Below are 17,123 nucleotides of genomic sequence, written 5' to 3' on the forward strand. Positions count from 1 at the left end.
ACGGACCCCGGGGAGCCGGGGTCCGTCTGGAGTAGCGGTGACCGGACTTGAACCGGTGACACAGCGATTATGAGCCGCTTGCTCTACCAGGCTGAGCTACACCGCCGGGATGACCGCGCGGCCCGGTCTCGCGACTGGACCGGCTGGTCGGAGCCCCTTTACGGAATCGAACCGTAGACCTTCTCCTTACCATGGAGACGCTCTGCCGACTGAGCTAAAGGGGCGTGCTCTTCGAGCCGCGAGGAACTATACCCGACGCCCTCCGGCCGCTCCCGCAGGGGCCCGCCGGGACCGTCCTCACACCCGGACGAACAGCCGGCGGTGCTGGGCACCGGGCGCGGCCGACCGGACGCCGGTGCGGGCGAGCAGCCACTTCTCCAGCTTGTCGTCGGGCAGCGGGCGGCTGATCAGGAAGCCCTGCAGCTTGTCGCAGCCCATCTCGGTGAGCAGCTTGCGGGTCAGCTCGTCCTCGACGCCCTCGGCGACCACGCGCAGGCCCAGGTTGTGGGCGAGCTCGATGATCGAGCGGGCGATGAACGACTCGCCCTGACTGGTGGACATGCCCAGCACGAAGGACTTGTCGATCTTGACCTCGTCGATGGGCAGCTGGCGCAGCTGCGACAGCGACGAGTAGCCGGTGCCGAAGTCGTCCATCGACAGCCGCAGGCCGAGCGCGTGCAGGTCGGCCAGGACGGTGCTGGAGCGGACCGAGTCGTCGACCACGCTGCCCTCGGTGAGCTCCAGGATGAGCAGCTCGCCGGGGACGCCGTGACGGCGCAGCGCCCGCTGCACCCGCTCGACGAGGTCGGGCTCGCTGAGGCAGCGCGCGGAGAGGTTGACCGCCACCGACAGCGCGATGTCCTGGTCCAGCCACCGCCGGCAGCGGGCCAGCGCCAGGTCGAGCACGTGGTCGGTGAGCGGGCCGATCCGGCCGATCTGCTCGGCGAGGTGGATGAAGTCGTCCGGCGGGATCGCCCCGAAGCGCGGGTGCGCCCAGCGCACGAGGGTCTCCGCCGAGACGATGTCGGAGGTCCGGGCGTCGATGATCGGCTGGAAGACCACGCTGATCTGCCCGTCGGCCATCGCCTGCTCGAGCTCGGTGCCCAGCTGCAGCCGGCGCAGGCTCTGCTGGTCGAGCACCTGGTGGTAGCTGGCCACACCGCCGCTCTCGGAGGCGGCGGCCAGCAGGGCGACGTCGGCCCGCTGCATGAGCGTGCCGGAGTCCGTGCCGTGCGCGGGAGCGGCGGCGACGCCGACGGTGAGCGTGACCTCGAGGTCCAGGCCGGCGACCCGGGCGCGGGTGGAGGTGGCCTCGCGCAGCCGGCGGGCCGCGCGCTCGGCGGCGACCTGCGACAGCCCGGGCAGCAGGACGGCGAACTGGGGACCCTCCATGCGGGCGACGACGGCGTCGGCCGGGGCGTGCTCGCGCAGCAGCCCGGCGGTGACCAGGAGCAGCTCGTCGGCCGCGGCGTGGCCGAGGGTGTCGACGATCTCGGTGTGGTTGTCCAGCCCGGCGAGCACCAGCCCGGCGCGCGCCCCGACCGGGTCGGCGTGCAGCAGCTGGTCGATCTCGGCGGCCAGCCGCTGCCGGTTGGGCAGGCCGGTGAGCCGGTCGTGGTCGGCGTCGTAGCGGATCTGGGTGAGCAGCTGCTGCTGGCGGATCGCCGCGTTGACGTGGGTGAGCATCGAGTCCAGCGCGGAGCGGTCACCCTCGGAGAACGAGACGACGTCGCTGCGCCGGTCGCAGACCTCGAGGTAGCCGGGCTCGCCGGCGGCCGTGGTCACCGGTGCACCCAGGACCTCCTGGGCGCCGCGCCGGGCGAGGGCGGCCGACTCGGCGTCGAGCCGGCTGGCGGCCACGAGCACGGGGCCCGACGCGCCCGGCTCCAGTGCCCGGCGGCGGATCAGGTCCTCGGGGTCGCCGGGGCCGTCGTACCAGGTCGTGCCGCCGTCCCCGGCGACCACCAGGCGCGGCTCGTCGTCGAGGTAGGGCGGCAGCCAGAGGGCCACCTTGTCGGCGTTGAGGAGTTCCTTGACCGCCTCGACGATCCATCGCGGACCGTCCTGGTCGGAGGGGATCTGCTCAACGCGCCGGGCGAAGGCGTAGACCTGCTGGAGACTGCGCTCCTCGCGCGCCGTGGCAGCGAAGCGCCGGAAGAGCAGGACCACCGCGAGACCGGCGGGGACCATGAGCACGGACGCCCACGGGTTGAGCGAGAGCAGCAGCAGGGTGACGACGGCGACGGAGACGGCGAACGGGGCCACGACGGCGACGGGGAGCAGGAGCTCCTGCCACATCGCTCGGCCGGGGTTGCCGCCGGTGAGCCGGATCGCCGCGATGACCAGCAGGGTGCCGATGACGTCGGCAGCGAGGACGGCCACCATCAGGGCCAGCCAGCTCACCGGGCTCCCGAGGTCGCCGTGAGGGAACGCGGCCAGCACGGCGAAGGCGACGGCGACCTCGATGACCCCCACCGCGACGTTGAACACCGCCTTGGCCGGCGTGCTGCGCTGCAGCGCCAGACTGAGTCCCAGGCCCACGGCCCGGGCGAGGGCGGCCCACAGGCCTCCGACGACGACCAGGGCGATGGTGAGCGCCAGTTCACTGACCGACCACAGCCACGTCTGCCGACGGAACTCGACGTGCAGCGTGACGGTCTCGGTGACGAGGAAGGCGACCGTCACGACCAGTGCCGGGAGGAGCCGGAACTCGCCGGGGTCGCCCGCGAACACGACGACGGCCAGGACCAGCGCCAGCAGGCCGGCGGCGGCGGCGAGCACCCACGGGTCGACGGGCGCCGCGATGCGTCGTGCCGGTGCGCGGAGCTCGGGACTGGCCAACGTCACCCGGTTCCTAGGAGGTGGTATGAGCGGCGCCGAGGCTAACAGCGGGACCCCTCCGCGGACATGCCACTGCCCCGGAGGAGGGAGCCGCCGGACGGGCGACCCTCCTCGTCCGGATGCGTCAGTCGACGGTCAGCAGGTCGACGTCGAGCGACGGCCCCACTTCGAACCACGGCCCCACTTCGAACCCCGGCCCCACTTCGAACCACGCTGCTGAACCACCGAAGCCTCCTCAGGCATGAAAGACAGCTCTCTGTTGCGGGCTGTCACCCAGGCGCGGGGGCAGAGCGTCGTTCGTGTACGGACCGCGCCCGGAACCCTGCTTCCCGTCCCCCTGACGGGCAAGCACGCTCGATCACGGAAGAGTGACGAGCCGTAATGTCGTGACGCAGCGTCGCATCCGATCATCGCAGTGTCACCGAGACGGGTGACGGGTGGGGCACCAGGGGCGAACGTCCCTGTGGAGGAGGTCCGCGGGCCACCGCGCCGACCTACGCTCCCGCCGTGCCAGCGGGGTCGGTCGACGGTGAGCGCGGCTCCGCCCTGCCGTTCGTGCTCGTCTGCTGGCTGGTCGCCGCGTTCATGGTGCTGGGCGCGGTGGCTGCCTCCGACGCCTTCCTCGAGCGGCAGGACGTCCAGGCGGTGTGCGACGGCGCCGCCCTCGCCGCGGCCAACCGGACCGACGAGGGCCGGGTCTACGCCTCCGGCGTCGGCGGACAGCTGCCGCTGACCGGGGAGACGGCGCGGACGGCGGTCGCCGACCACCTCGCCGACGGCGGGGACCCGCTGGACGGCTGGACGGCCGGGACCGACGGCGCGGAGGTCACCGTTCGCTGCGTGCGCTCCGTGGAGATCGCCTTCGGCTGGCTGTTCCTCGGCGGCCGTCCCCTGGAGGTCACCGCCGTCGCCAGTGCCCGGGCGCCCACGCTGGGGTGACCCGGCGCCGGACGCGACAGCGGCCCCCGACCTGCCGGTCGGGAGCCGCTGCACGGGGGTGGCGGGTGAAGGATTCGAACCTTCGTAGGCTAAGCCGACGGATTTACAGTCCGCTCCCATTGGCCACTCGGGCAACCCGCCCCGGTCCCACGGGAGAGAGCGTACAAGACGGGCCGGTGCCGGCCCGACGGGTCCCGCCGCGGTCAGCCGCGCGGGAGGGAGAGGAGCAGACCGTGGCCGACTCGTCGTTCGACGTCGTGAGCAAGGTCGACCGCCAGGAGATCGACAACGCGCTCAACCAGGCCGCCAAGGAGCTCGCCCAGCGCTTCGACTTCCGCGGCACGAACGCCTCGATCACCTGGGCCGGTGAGGACGGGGTGACGCTGCAGGCCGACACCGAGGAGCGGGTCACGGCCGCCCTCGACGTCTTCCGCGACAAGCTCGTCAAGCGCGGCATCTCGCTCAAGGCCCTCGACGCCGACGAGCCGCAGTCCTCCGGCAAGACCTACAAGCTCTCCGCGCGCATCAAGCAGGGCATCGAGTCCGACACCGCCAAGAAGATCGCCAAGATCATCCGCGACGAGGGCCCGAAGGGCGTGCAGGCGCAGATCCAGGGTGACCAGCTGCGGGTCAGCGGCAAGAAGCGCGACGACCTGCAGGCGGTGCAGCAGCTGCTGCGCGGCAAGGACCTCGACGTCGCCCTGCAGTTCGACAACTACCGGTGACCCGGGGCGTCGACACCGCCCGTCCCTCGCCGCGCCGCGCCGGGCCGGGTCCCGGCCTGGACGTCGGCCTGGTGCTCGACCGGGTCGAGGGGACCGCACCCACCGACGCGGTCGACGCCGCGGCCGAGACCCTGGCGGAGGAGCTCGGGGCCCGCGAGCTGACCTTCCTCATCGCCGACTTCAGCGGACGTGCCGTCGTGCGCCTCCGGACGGGCACCGCGGGAGCCGAGGGCTCCCGGAACCAGGCCGGCGTGCAGGCGGAGACGGTGCCCATGGCGGGCACCGTCTACGAGCGCGTGCTGCGCACCCAGCAGGTCGACGTGGAGCCGCTCGCGGACGGGGCACGGGTCGTCGCACCGGTCAGCGACCGCGGGGACGCGATCGGGCTCGTGGAGCTCACGCTCCCCCGGGAACCTCCACCGGCGCTGATCGCCGACGTCGCCGCCGCCGCGCACGCGCTGGCCTACGTCGTCATCGCCGCCCGCCGGTACACGGACGTGTTCGAGTGGGGGCAGCGCACCACGCCGTTCTCGCTCGCCGCCGAGATCCAGCGCCGGCTGCTGCCGTCCTCCTACACCTGCGAGGCGGGCCAGTTCACCCTCGCCGGCTGGCTGGAACCGGCCGCGTCGGTGGGCGGGGACACCTTCGACTTCACGCTCAACCAGGACGCCCTGCACGTGTCGATCACCGACGCCGTCGGCCACGAGGTCGAGGCCGCGCTCCTGGCCACGGTGCTCGTGGGTGCGCTGCGCAACGCCCGCCGGAGGGGCCTGGACCTGGCCGTCCAGGCCCGGTACGCCAACGACGCGCTCGTCGCGAACGTCGCCGCCGGCCGGTTCGTCACCGGGCAGCTCGTGCGCGTGGACCTCTCGACCGGCACGGCCGCCGTCGTCAACGCCGGCCACCCCCTCCCCCTGCTCGTGCGGGACGGCCGGGTGCGGGAGATCGCGCTCGACGTCGAGCCGCCGTTCGGTGTCGTGCCCGGCAGGTCCTTCCACACCCAGCGCCTGCCGCTGGAGCCGGGCGACCGGGTGGTGTTCCTGACCGACGGCATGCAGGAGCGCAACGCCGTCCTGCTCGACGTCGCCGCCGCCCTCCGCGACACCACGGACCTGCACCCCCGGGAGGTCGTCCAGGAGCTGGGCGCGGCGGTGCTGCGCGCCACGCGGGGCGACCTGCGTGACGACGCCACCCTGCTCTGCCTCGACTGGTACGGCGGTCCCGACCGCGGCAGCGGCAGCGTCCACGGCGCCGCGACCGGCCGGGCGTCGTCCGCGTGACCGCTCCTGGCGCGCCCGCGCGTCCAGGGCCGGGCCGCGAGGTGGTCCGCGGGACGGCGACACGATCCGCCGACGTCCGCGTCGTCCCCATCCGGTGAGCCCGAGCGGTCATCACCGCGCGCCGGGCCGCCGATGACGGGCGGGTGAACGCCACGCTCGACGGCTCGGTGGTGACCGTGACCAGTCCCACGGTCACGGCCAGCAGGTTCGGCTCCGGCCGCGGGTTCCGGTTGACCGCCCGGGTGTTCTGGGACCTGGCGATCTACATGGTCGGGCTCGGACTCGCGGTCGGTCTGGTCTTCCCACCGTTCGCGGTCGCCCTGGGGGTGCCCAGCGTCCACGCCGAGCGCGTGGGGTTCCGCGCCGCCTGCCTGGTCGCCGGCTTCCTGGTCGGCGCGCTCAGCTACGCGATCTGCCGCTGGGTGGTCGGTGGCCGGCTGGCCGTGCTCAGCGGTCACCTGCGCCAGGTCGCCGGCTCCGTGGCGCAGGCCAGTCGCACCGGCGACTGGTCGGCCTCCAGCTCCGCCCGGATCCCGGTCGACTCCGACGACCAGCTCGGTGAGACCGCGCAGGCGTTCAACGGCCTGCTCGACGCGCTGGAGGTCGGGCAGCACTTCCGGTCGCTGGTCCGCAACGCCTCCGACGTCATCACGATCGTCGACACCGCCGGGAGGATCACCTACCAGACCCCGTCGGTGGGCTGGGTCCTCGGCTACCCGCCCGGTGGCCTGGTGGGCACCGAGCTGGTCGCGCTCATCCACCCCGAGGACGCCGGGCCCTTCGCCGCCCAGCTCGCCGAGACCAGCGCCGGGCTACCTGCCACGGCGCCGATCGGGTGCCGCATGCGCCACCGCAACGGCTCCTGGCGCTGGACGGAGACCGTCGTCAACGACCTCCAGCACGACCCGGCCGTCAGCGGGGTCGTGCTGAGCACGCGTGACGTCAGCGACCGGCGGGAGCTGGAGGAGCAGCTCCGGACGCAGGCGTTCTACGACCCGCTCACCGACCTGCCCAACCGCAGCCTCTTCCTCCAGCGGCTGCGCGCCGCCGAGGAGGCCCTCGAGGTCCACGGCGTCCCGCTGGCCCTGCTCTACCTCGACATGGACGACCTCAAGGCGGTCAACGACGACGTCGGCCACGAGGGCGGTGACCGCCTGCTGCAGGTCGTGAGCACCCGGATCCTCGACTGCCTGCGACCGGCCGACGTGTTCGCCCGCCTGGAGGGCGACGAGTTCGCCGTCCTGCTCACCGGCCCCGGCAGCGAGCGCGAGGCGCTGCGCACCGCCGAGCGCATCCTTGCCGCGCTGGTGCAGCCGGTGCTCGTCGACGACAGCTTCGTCCAGCCGGCGGCCAGCGTGGGCGTGGCCGCCTCCACCGCCGCGGTCAGCAGCGGCATCGGGGTCCTGCGGGCCGCCGACGTCGCACTGTCGGTCGCCAAGGCCACCGGCAAGGGGCGCTGCGAGACCTTCCAGCCTCGCCACCACGCCGTCCAGCTCGAGCGCGAGCGACTGCAGGCCGACCTCCAGCACGCACTCGACGGCGACCAGCTCGTCGTCCACTACCAGCCGCTGGTGGACCTGGGCACCGGCCGCATCGACGGCTACGAGGCGCTGCTGCGCTGGCAGCACCCCGAGCGCGGCCTGGTGTCACCCGCGGACTTCATCCCTCTGGCAGAGACCTCCGGGCTCATCGTCCCCATCGGCCGCTGGGTCCTCCGGGAGGCCACGGCGCTGGCCGCCGGCTGGCAGCACCCGGCCGACCCGGCTGGGGTCCACGTGAGCGTGAACGTGTCGGTGCGCCAGTTCGTCCACGGGGACCTGCTGCACGACGTGGCTGACGCGCTGCGCCGTTCGGGGCTGGCCCCGCACCTGCTCACCCTGGAGATCACCGAGAGCCTGTTCGCCTCGGACGTCCGCGACGTCACCCTGAAGCTCGAGCGGCTCAAGGACCTCGGCGTCCGCCTCGCCCTGGACGACTTCGGCACCGGCTACTCGTCGCTGTCCTACCTCCGTCGCTTCCCCTTCGACATCCTCAAGATCGACAAGTCCTTCGTCGAGGGGATCGACGTCAACCGGCAGAACCAGGCGGTCGCGAGCGCCATCGTGACGCTCGGGCAGACCCTCGAGCTCGACCTCGTGGCCGAGGGCATCGAGACCCCGGGCGAGCTGCGCAGCCTGGAGGCCCTCGGTGTCCGCCTCGGCCAGGGCTTCCACCTGGGCCGCCCGGGACCGGCCGCGCTCGTCTGCCCCACCCCGGGCATCCGCCGGGCCGACCGGCGGGACCCCGCCTCGGTCGGCGCCCCGCTGCGCGGCGAGGCCGACCCCGGGCCGACGACGATGACGGCCCGGCCGCCCGTCCCGCCCCGCGGCCGGCACGCCGCCGACGGCTGACGGTCCCGGGGACCGTCAGACCGAGACCGGCAGGCGCGGGCGGACCCGCGGCACGTAGTCGCCGCGCTCGTCGAGCACGTACTGCGCGGCGCCCTCGGGGCTGGCGGCGATCTCGCGCAGCGCCTGGCCGAGCAGGGGGATGTCGGTGAGGTAGGTCTGCCGGTTGGCGCTGACCCGCACCGCGCCGGGCAGCCGGTGCCGGTTGCCCGCCCGCACGTCGGCGTGGAACTGCCCGACCTCGGCGTCGGAGAGCCCGAGCAGCCGGCCCATGTAGGGGTGGGCGCAGAAGCAGCCGCTGCGGGTGCCGATCGCGTACTCGTTGGCCAGCCGCGCGGCGAGCAGGCCGTGCGGCACGCCCTCGAGGTTGAAGGCGGCGACCGGCAGCCGGTCCCCGGTGACCGGGCCGAGCCGGCGCAGGCCGGGGACCGAGCGCAGCTCGGAGTCCAGCGCCCGGACCAGGTGGTCCTCGTGGGCGCGCACCGTCGACCAGCCGTCGCTGCGCAGCTCGTCGGCCGCCGCCATGAGCGCCACGACGCCGACCACGTTGGGCGAGCCGGCGTCGTCGCGGTCGGGGCCGTCGGCCCAGATCACGTCGTCGAAGGAGACGGCGCCGACCGCGCCGCCGCCGACGAGGAAGGGCTCGCCGCCGGCCAGCAGCGCCCGGGGCACGACGAGGGCGCCCGCACCGAACGGCGCGTACATCTTGTGCCCGGAGAAGGCGATGACGTCGACGCCGAGGGCGCTGATGTCCACCGCGCGGTGCGGCACCAGCTGGGCGCCGTCGACGACCACCAGCACCCCGCGCTGGCGGGCGGCCGCCGCGATCGCCCGCAGGTCGGGCAGCCAGCCGGTGACGTTGGAGCCGCCGGTCACCGCGAGCACGCGCGGCCGGGGGTGCTGGTCGAGGGCCGCCTCGACCGCGGCGACGTCGAAGGCACCGCTGGCGTCGACGTCGACGACGCGCAGCTGCGCGTGCCGGCGCCACGGCAGCAGGTTGGCGTGGTGCTCGACGGCCGTGGTCACCACGACGTCGTCGCGGGTCAGGCCCAGGCGGAAGGCCAGCAGGTTGATCGCCTCGGTGGTGTTGCGCGGGAACAGCGTCACGTGCGTGGCGGGGTCGCCGCCGACGAAGCGCGTGATCACCTCGCGCGCCTCCTCGTAGCGGGCACTGGTGAGCTGGGACCGGATGCCGGCACCCCGGTGCACGCTGGCGTACCACGGCAGGAAGTCCTGGACGGCGCGGGCGACGACCACCGACGCCGAGCTGGTGGCGGCGGTGTCGAGGTCCACGTACTGGCGCGGGCGGCCGTCGAGGACCGAGACCCACAGGTCGTCGCCCACGTACTGGCCGGCCGTGAAGGACGGCGTCATCTCCATGCAGGTCAGATCGGCGCGCACGACCATTCCTTGAACGCCCCGGGCCATCTCCCCAGAAGTGGGGGAATGGCTCGGCCGGACGCCGGAGTCGCTCAACTCACACTGCCGGCGGCCGATCTGTCCTCCATGACGCTGCACGACCCGCCGGCCACCGACCGGCCGCGCACCCGCCGGGGTTTCCGGCTGACGTCCCGCGTGTTCTGGGACATGGCGATCTACATGGTCGGCCTCGGCCTCGCCGTCGGTGTCGTCTTCCCGCCGTTCGCCGTGCTGCTCGGCGTCCCGGAGACGATCGCCCACCGCCCGGTGTTCGGCACCGCCTGCCTGGTGGCCGGCTTCCTCGTGGGCGCGATGAACTACGCGCTGTGCCGCGGGGTCGTCGGCGGCCGCATGGAGGTGCTGACCAGCCACCTCCGGTCGGCGACCAGCGTGGTGAGCTCGGCGTCGAGCTCCGGCGACTGGTCCGCGGCGGTGTTCGAGCGCATCGACGTCGACTCCGACGACCAGATCGGCGAGGCCGGCCGGGCCTTCAACAGCCTGCTGGGCGCCGTCGAGGGCCGCAAGGAGCTGGAGGAGCGGCTGCGCTTCCAGGCCTTCCACGACGTGCTCACCGGGCTGCCCAACCGCGCGTACTTCATGGAACGCCTGGCGGAGGCCGAGGCCGCCCACCAGGAGACCGGCGAGCAGTCGGCGGTGCTCTTCCTCGACGTGGACAACCTCAAGGCGGTCAACGACAACCTCGGACACGAGGGCGGCGACCACCTGATCCGGCTGCTCAGCCAGCGCATGGTCGGCTCCGTCCGCGAGACCGACACCGTCGCGCGGCTCTCCGGTGACGAGTTCGCCATCCTGCTCACCGGCCCGGGCAGCGCCCACCAGGCCGAGCGGGTTGCGCACCGCATCCTGGACTCGCTGCGGGCGCCCACCCGCATCGGCGAGCACGCGGTGCGGACCGGGCTGAGCATCGGCCTGGCCACCTCCGACGCCTGCGCCCCCACCGGCATCACCATGCTGCGCGCCGCCGACCTGGCCATGTACGCGGCCAAGACCGACGGCAAGGGCCGGCTCGAGGTGTTCCAGCCCAGCCACCACACCGCCCAGGTGCGCCGGGACGCCGTCCGGGCCGAGCTGTCCGGGGCGCTGGACGCCGAGCAGCTGGAGCTGCACTACCAGCCCATCGTCGACGTGTCCTCGCAGGTCATCGTCGGGTTCGAGGCGCTGCTGCGCTGGCGGCACCCCGAGCGCGGCCTGGTCTCGCCGCTGGAGTTCATCCCGCTGGCCGAGGAGACCGGCCTGATCGTGCCGATCGGCCGCTGGGTGCTCCTGGAGGCCACCCGGCAGGCCGCCGAGTGGCAGCACCGCTCGCCGCTGGGCCGGCTGCGGATGAGCGTCAACGTCTCGGTCCGCCAGTTCCAGCACCCGGACCTGGTGGGCGACGTGGCCGAGGCGCTGCGGACGTCGGGGCTGGACGCGTCGCTGCTGACGCTGGAGATCACCGAGTCCCTCTTCGTGCACGACAGCGACGACACGACGCGCAAGCTCGCCCAGCTCAAGGACCTGGGCGTGCGGCTGGCCCTCGACGACTTCGGCACCGGCTACTCGTCGCTGGGCTACCTGCGGCGCTTCCCCATCGACACGCTGAAGATCGACAAGTCCTTCGTGGACGGCGTGGCCAGCAGCCCCGAGGGGCACGCGGTCGTCGCGGCGATCACCCAGCTCGGCCAGGACCTGCGCCTGGAGGTGGTGGCCGAGGGGCTGGAGACCGGCGACCAGGTCGACATCCTCCGGGCGCTGGCCTGCCCGCTCGGTCAGGGCTACCACTTCTCCCGCCCGCTGGTCCCCGGCGACGCGGTGAAGCTGCTGCTCACCGGGCGCCGGTCGGACCCCCGGATGCTCGTCCCCGCCTGACCCCCTGCCCGATCCCTCCCCGCCCGATCCCTCCCCGCAGCGTCGTCCCGCGTCCCCCGTGCCGGTACCGGCACGGGGGACGCGGCCGTCCGGGGGTCAGTCGCGGCCGGGCTCGCGCGCCATCCGCTCGAGCCGGGCGATCCGCTCGGCCATGGGCGGGTGGGTGGCGAACAGCGCCGCCAGGCCGGCCGACCGGAACGGGGCGGCGATCATCAGGTGGCTCTGCGACACGAGCCGCTCCTCGGGGGGCAGCGGCCGGGCGGCCGTCCCGCGGGCGATGCGGCGCAGGGCCGCGGCGAGGGCCAGCGGGTCGCCGGACAGGCGGGCCCCGGCGGCGTCGGCCTCGTACTCGCGGCTGCGGCTCACCGCGAACTGCACCAGTCCCGCGGCCAGCGGGCCGAGCAGCACCAGCAGCAGCGAGCCGAGCGGACTGCCGCTCCCCCGGTCGGCGGAGCGGCCGCCGAACAGCGCCCCGAGCGTGGCCAGGTGCGCCAGGTGGGTGACGGCGGTGGCCAGGGCGCCGGCGACTGAGCTGATGAGGACGTCGCGGTTGTAGACGTGGGAGAGCTCGTGCGCCAGCACCGCCCGCAGCTCGCGGCGGTCGAGCAGCTCGAGCAGCCCCTGGGTGCAGCACACCGCCGCCCGGCGCGGGGTGCGGCCGGTGGCGAAGGCGTTGGGCTGGTCGGTGGGGCTGACGTAGAGGCGCGGCACCGGGTGGCGCGCCTCGGTGGCCAGTTCGCGCACCACCGCGTACAGCCCCGGCGCCTGCGTCTCGGTCACCGGGAAGGCGCGCATCGCCCGCAGGGCCAGCCGGTCGGAGTGGTACCAGGCCCACCCGTTCACCCCGAGGGCGACGACGAGGGCGACGAGCAGCCCGACGCGGCCGCCGACCAGGGCGCCGGCGGCCAGGACGAGACCGGCCACCAGACCGAGGAGGAGGGCGGTCCGCACCCCGTTGCCCCAGCGCCGCACCCCTCGTGAACGGAACGCGGGTGACCGCCGTTCCCACCCCCGGACTGCGACGCCGGTCACGGACGGGAGGGGAGCGGAACACCTGCGGATCAGGGAGGCTTGACCCCCAGGGTGCCGGGTGCGGCGAGGGATCCCGTGAGCTGGCTCACAGGACCTGCAGGGTCACCGGCCCGTAACCTGAGCCGTGGGAGGTAAAACCTGATGACAGTTACCGGATCGCCCCTCACGCCCGGCAGCTCAGCCCCCGGTGGGCTCGTCAAGAGCGTCGTGGAACTCGACCGCGTCGTCATCCGGCTCGCCGGCGACTCCGGCGACGGCATGCAGCTGACCGGCAACCGCTTCACCAGCGAGACCGCGTCCTTCGGCAACGACCTGTCGACGCTGCCCAACTTCCCCGCCGAGATCCGCGCGCCGACGGGGACGCTGCCCGGCGTCAGCTCCTTCCAGCTGCACTTCGCCGACCACGACATCATGACGCCGGGCGACGCACCGGACGTGCTGGTCGCGATGAACCCCGCGGCGCTCAGGGCCAACCTCGCCGACCTGCCCGGCGGCGGGCTGGTGATCGCCGACAGCGACGAGTTCACCCCGCGCAACCTGGCCAAGGTCGGCTACGCGACCAACCCCCTCGAGGACGGCTCGCTCGACGGCTGGCAGGTCGTCGCGGTGCCGCTGACCAGCATGACGCTGGAGGCGCTGGCCGACACCGGCCTCGGCAAGAAGGAGGCCGAGCGGAGCAAGAACATGTTCACGCTCGGCCTGCTCAGCTGGATGTACCACCGGCCCACCGAGGGCACGGTGCGCTTCCTCGAGCGGCAGTTCCGCCGCAAGCCGGAGATCGCCGCGGCCAACATCGCCGCCTTCCGCGCCGGCTACAACTACGGCGAGACGACGGAGGCCTTCGCGGTCTCCTACGAGATCAAGCCGGCCCCGATGGCCCCGGGCCGCTACCGCAACATCTCCGGCAACCAGGCGCTGGCCCTCGGGCTGGTGGCCGCCGGGCAGCGGTCCGGCCTGCCGGTGTTCCTCGGCGCCTACCCGATCACCCCGGCGTCGGACATCCTGCACGAGCTGTCCCGGCACAAGGCCTTCGGCGTGCGCACCTTCCAGGCCGAGGACGAGATCGCCGGCATCGGCTCGGCGCTGGGCGCCTCCTTCGGCGGCGCCCTGGGCGTCACGACGACGTCGGGCCCCGGTGTCTCGCTGAAGTCCGAGGCGCTGGGTCTGGCGGTGATGATCGAGCTGCCGCTCGTCGTGGTCGACGTGCAGCGCGGCGGTCCCTCCACCGGACTGCCCACCAAGACCGAGCAGTCCGACCTGCTGCAGGCGATGTTCGGCCGCAACGGCGAGGCCCCGCTGCCGGTCATCGCACCCCGCTCCCCCGGCGACTGCTTCGACGCGGCGCTGGAGGCGTCGCGGATCGCGCTGAAGTACCGGACGCCGGTGATGCTGCTGTCCGACGGCTACCTGGCCAACGGCGCCGAGCCGTGGGCGGTCCCGGCCGTCGAGGACCTGCCCGACCTGTCGGTCGAGTTCGCCACCGAGCCCAACGGGGCGGCCAAGGACGGGACCCCGGAGTTCCTGCCCTACCTCCGCGACCCCGAGACGCTGGCCCGGCCGTGGGCGATCCCCGGCACCGCGGGCATGCAGCACCGCGTCGGCGGGCTGGAGAAGGCCGACCAGACCGGCAACATCTCCTACGACCCGGCCAACCACGACCTGATGACCCGGCTGCGGCAGGCCAAGGTCGACGGCATCGCCGCCGACATCCCGCCGACCGACGTCGACGACCCGGACGGGGACGCCCGCGTCGCGGTCATCGGCTGGGGCTCCACCTACGGACCCATCGGGGCCGCCTGCCGGCGGATCCGCCGCTCGGGCCGGAAGGTCGCCCAGATCCACCTGCGGCACGTCAACCCGATGCCGGCCGACCTCGGCGAGGTGCTGCGCCGGTACGACCGGGTCGTCTGCCCCGAGATGAACCTGGGGCAGCTCGCGCTGCTCCTGCGCGCCAAGTACCTCGTCGACGTCCAGAGCCACACCCAGGTGCGCGGGCTGCCCTTCCGGGCCGCCGAGCTCGCCGCCGTCGTCCAGGACGTCATCGACTCCACCGGAGACACGAAGTGACCACCTCCCCGCACGTCCACGACCTCGGCATGCCGGGGACGCCGATCGACGCGAACATCCAGCAGGCGATCGCCGACTCGGTGGCCGCCCAGGGCGAGAAGCAGACGGCCCTCAAGGCCAAGGACATGAAGACCGACCAGGAGGTGCGCTGGTGCCCCGGGTGCGGTGACTACGTCATCCTCAACGCCGTCCAGAGCTTCCTGCCCTCGCTGGGCATCGCCCGCGAGGACATGGTCATCGTCTCGGGCATCGGCTGCTCCTCGCGCTTCCCGTACTACATGAACACCTACGGGATGCACTCGATCCACGGCCGCGCCCCGGCGATCGCCACCGGCCTGGCCGCCTCCCGGCCGGACCTGTCGGTGTGGGTCGTCACCGGCGACGGCGACGCGCTGTCGATCGGCGGCAACCACCTGATCCACGCGCTGCGCCGGAACGTCGACATGACGATCCTGCTGTTCAACAACCGGATCTACGGGCTGACCAAGGGCCAGTACTCGCCGACGTCGGAGGTCGGCAAGGTCACCAAGTCCACGCCGATGGGCTCGCTGGACCACCCGTTCAACCCGGTCTCGCTGGCCATCGGCGCCGACGCCACCTTCGTGGGCCGGGCGATGGACTCCGACCGCAAGGGCCTCACCGAGGTGCTGCGGCAGGCCGCCGAGCACGAGGGCACCGCGCTCGTGGAGATCTACCAGAACTGCAACATCTTCAACGACGGCGCGTTCGACCTGCTCAAGGACCCGTCGACCGGGCCGATGTGGACGATCCCGCTGGTGCACGGCCAGCCGCTGGTCTTCGGCCCGGACGGCGCCTCGTGCGTGGTCCGTGACGACTTCGGCGGCCTGCGGATCGCCGAGACCAACCAGGTCGACGCGAGCGAGATCGTCGTGCACGACGCGACCCGCGAGGACCCGTCCTACGCGTTCGCGCTGTCGCGGCTGTCGAGCCAGGACCTGCGCTACACGCCGATGGGCGTCTTCCGGTCGGTGCGCAAGCCCACCTACGACCGGATGATGGCCGACCAGCTCGAGGAGGCCCGCACCGAGGGCCCCGGCGACCTCGGCGCGCTCCTCGCCGGCGGCGACACCTGGACCGTGTCGGCGTAGCAGCCCGTCACCCCGCGTCCGGCCCGCTTCCCCCCGGGGAGGCGGGCCGGACGCGTCCGGCGAGGACGTCGGCCAGGACGGGCAGCGCCCGCTCCAGCTCCGCCCGGGTGGGCGCCGCGAAGCCCAGGACCAGAGCGGCGGCCGGGCCGGGTGCGGCCGCGTGCCGGGCCAGCCCGTCGACGGTCAGCCCGCGCGCGGCGGCCGCGGCGACGACCGCCGCCTCCGCCACCCGGTCGGGCAGCGGGACGAGCAGGTGCGCACCCGCGGGGTCCCCGGTCGCGGTCACGCCCGCGGCGGCCAGCGCCCGCAGCACGAGCGCCCGCCGGCCGGACAGCTCCCGGCGCAGCCGCCGCAGGTGCCGGGCCAGGTCACCGGAGGCAGCGAGCGCCGCGAGGACCCGCTGGCCGGCCCGGGGCGGGCGGGAGCCGGTGGCCGTGCGGGCGGCGACCAGGGTGGCCCGCAGGTCCGGCGGCGCCACCAGCCAGCCGGTGCCCAGCGTCGGGCTGAGCACCTTGCTGCTCGTGCCCAGGTGCACCACGACGTCGGGGCCGAGAGCGGCCAGCAGCGGCAGCGGGGCGACGTCGTAGCGCAGCTCGCCGTCGTAGTCGTCCTCCAGCACCCACCAGCCCTCCGCGCGCGCCCGCGCGACGAGTGCCACCCGGCGGGCCGCCGACAGCCGCCGGCCCAGCGGGAACTGGTGCGCCGGCGTGCAGTAGACCGCGGCCAGCCCGGCCGGCAGGGCCTCGACGACCAGCCCGTCGTCGTCCACCGGGCAGGGCACCACCTCCAGCCCGGCGGCCCGCAGCGCCCCGGCCGCCCGCTGGTAGCCGGGGTCCTCGAGCCCCACCCGGCCGCCCGGCGGCAGCAGTCGGGCGACCTCCCCGACGGCCGCGGAGGTGCCGGCGGTGGCCAGCACGTCGTCCGGCGCCGCGGGCAGGCCGCGGTGCCGCAGCAGGTGCTCGGTGACGGCGAGCTGGAACCCCGGGTCCGCGGCCGGCTCGGGACCGGCGTCGGGTGCGGCGTCCCCGGCCGCCCGCCAGGCCCGTCGCCACGCGGCGCGGTCGAGCACCTCGAGGCACGGCGCGCCGGCCCGCAGGTCGACCGCGGGTGCCGCCTGCGGACGGGCCGGCGTGCGGTGCCCGTCCCGCAGGGGGGCGGGCGGCGCCGCGCCGACGACGAAGGTGCCCGCGCCGTGCCGCCCGGCCGCCCACCCCTCGGCCACGAGCTGGTCGTAGGCGGCCGAGGTGACCGTCCGGCTGACCCGCAGCGCCGTGGCCATCTCGCGGGTGGAGGGCAGCCGGTCGCCGGGCCGCAGTGCCCCGCCGGCGGCCGCGGCGCGGAGGGCGTCGGCGAGCTGGACCGCCAGGGGCGTCCCGGACGCGCGGTGCAGCACGACCGGTGGGACCTCGACCACGCGCACCTCCTCACCAGTGGCCTGCCGGAAGTGCTCCGGAG

Annotated in this window: 11 protein-coding genes and 3 tRNA genes; 7 read left to right on the top strand and 7 right to left on the bottom strand. The window is 74.1% G+C overall.

The window, feature by feature from the left end; genetic code table 11:
* Nucleotides 1-32: 32 nt before the first annotated feature.
* The 3 genes from BLQ97_RS02840 to BLQ97_RS02850 form a co-directional block, all read right to left on the bottom strand.
* Nucleotides 33-106 (bottom strand) — tRNA-Met (locus tag BLQ97_RS02840).
* 45 nt (nt 107-151) lie between these two features.
* Nucleotides 152-224 (bottom strand) — tRNA-Thr (locus BLQ97_RS02845).
* 73 nt (nt 225-297) lie between these two features.
* Complete coding sequence (locus BLQ97_RS02850; RefSeq protein WP_425402609.1) at nt 298-2,847, bottom strand: putative bifunctional diguanylate cyclase/phosphodiesterase; 2,550 nt, start codon at nt 2,845-2,847, stop codon at nt 298-300.
* 501 nt (nt 2,848-3,348) lie between these two features.
* Between BLQ97_RS02850 and BLQ97_RS02855 the strand changes: the two genes are divergently transcribed.
* A complete protein-coding gene (locus tag BLQ97_RS02855; protein ID WP_091362993.1) occupies nt 3,349-3,780 on the top strand; it encodes a pilus assembly protein TadG-related protein in 432 nt (143 codons plus the stop codon).
* A gap of 59 nt (nt 3,781-3,839) precedes the next feature.
* Here BLQ97_RS02855 and BLQ97_RS02860 read toward each other — a convergent pair.
* A tRNA-Tyr gene (locus BLQ97_RS02860) sits at nt 3,840-3,921 on the bottom strand.
* Nucleotides 3,922-4,013: 92 nt separating this feature from the next.
* Here BLQ97_RS02860 and BLQ97_RS02865 point away from each other — a divergent pair.
* From BLQ97_RS02865 to BLQ97_RS02875, 3 genes are all read left to right on the top strand, one after another.
* A complete protein-coding gene (locus tag BLQ97_RS02865; RefSeq protein ID WP_091362994.1) occupies nt 4,014-4,505 on the top strand; it encodes a YajQ family cyclic di-GMP-binding protein in 492 nt (163 codons plus the stop codon).
* Nucleotides 4,502-5,785 (top strand): PP2C family protein-serine/threonine phosphatase, encoded by a 1,284-nt coding sequence (locus BLQ97_RS02870; protein ID WP_245691744.1) that lies wholly within the window; start codon nt 4,502-4,504, stop codon nt 5,783-5,785. Before BLQ97_RS02865 ends, BLQ97_RS02870 begins: the two co-directional genes overlap by 4 nt.
* A 143-nt stretch (nt 5,786-5,928) precedes the next feature.
* Entirely contained in the window at nt 5,929-8,175 is a 2,247-nt protein-coding gene (locus tag BLQ97_RS02875) for a putative bifunctional diguanylate cyclase/phosphodiesterase (RefSeq protein WP_091362996.1), read from the top strand.
* Nucleotides 8,176-8,190: 15 nt separating this feature from the next.
* Here the strand turns inward: BLQ97_RS02875 and BLQ97_RS02880 are convergent, their stop codons facing one another.
* Complete coding sequence (locus tag BLQ97_RS02880; protein ID WP_175471562.1) at nt 8,191-9,573, bottom strand: aminotransferase class V-fold PLP-dependent enzyme; 1,383 nt, start codon at nt 9,571-9,573, stop codon at nt 8,191-8,193.
* Nucleotides 9,574-9,678: 105 nt separating this feature from the next.
* Between BLQ97_RS02880 and BLQ97_RS02885 the strand changes: the two genes are divergently transcribed.
* The gene (locus tag BLQ97_RS02885) at nt 9,679-11,460 is read left to right on the top strand and encodes a putative bifunctional diguanylate cyclase/phosphodiesterase (RefSeq protein ID WP_175471563.1); all 1,782 of its coding nucleotides are present in this window, start codon (nt 9,679-9,681) and stop codon (nt 11,458-11,460) included.
* A 96-nt stretch (nt 11,461-11,556) separates the two neighbouring features.
* Here BLQ97_RS02885 and BLQ97_RS02890 read toward each other — a convergent pair whose 3' ends face one another.
* Nucleotides 11,557-12,384: a M48 family metalloprotease gene (locus BLQ97_RS02890; protein ID WP_245691746.1), complete on the bottom strand. Its 828-nt coding sequence runs from the start codon at nt 12,382-12,384 to the stop codon at nt 11,557-11,559.
* A 315-nt stretch (nt 12,385-12,699) separates the two neighbouring features.
* On the opposite strand from BLQ97_RS02890, the gene BLQ97_RS02895 reads away from it, so the two are divergent.
* Both BLQ97_RS02895 and BLQ97_RS02900 read left to right on the top strand, forming a co-directional pair.
* Complete coding sequence (locus BLQ97_RS02895) at nt 12,700-14,559, top strand: 2-oxoacid:acceptor oxidoreductase subunit alpha (protein ID WP_245691748.1); 1,860 nt, start codon at nt 12,700-12,702, stop codon at nt 14,557-14,559.
* The gene (locus tag BLQ97_RS02900) at nt 14,556-15,668 is read left to right on the top strand and encodes a 2-oxoacid:ferredoxin oxidoreductase subunit beta (RefSeq protein WP_217637013.1); all 1,113 of its coding nucleotides are present in this window, start codon (nt 14,556-14,558) and stop codon (nt 15,666-15,668) included. Before BLQ97_RS02895 ends, BLQ97_RS02900 begins: the two co-directional genes overlap by 4 nt.
* 7 nt (nt 15,669-15,675) lie before the next feature.
* Here the strand turns inward: BLQ97_RS02900 and pdxR are convergent, their stop codons facing one another.
* Nucleotides 15,676-17,082 carry a MocR-like pyridoxine biosynthesis transcription factor PdxR gene (pdxR, locus tag BLQ97_RS02905; protein WP_091363006.1) on the bottom strand — a complete coding sequence of 469 codons (1,407 nt, stop codon included), beginning with the start codon at nt 17,080-17,082 and terminating at the stop codon, nt 15,676-15,678.
* Nucleotides 17,083-17,123 lie beyond the last annotated feature (41 nt).

Origin of the sequence: Geodermatophilus telluris, assembly GCF_900102745.1 — a bacterium.
GTDB classification, from domain to species: Bacteria; Actinomycetota; Actinomycetes; order Mycobacteriales; family Geodermatophilaceae; genus Geodermatophilus; species Geodermatophilus telluris.

What these genes read in the sequence shown, in the direction of transcription:
- BLQ97_RS02885 (WP_175471563.1), top strand. Translation starts at nt 9,679, where the DNA reads ATGACGCTGCACGACCCGCCGGCCACCGACCGGCCGCGCACCCGCCGG.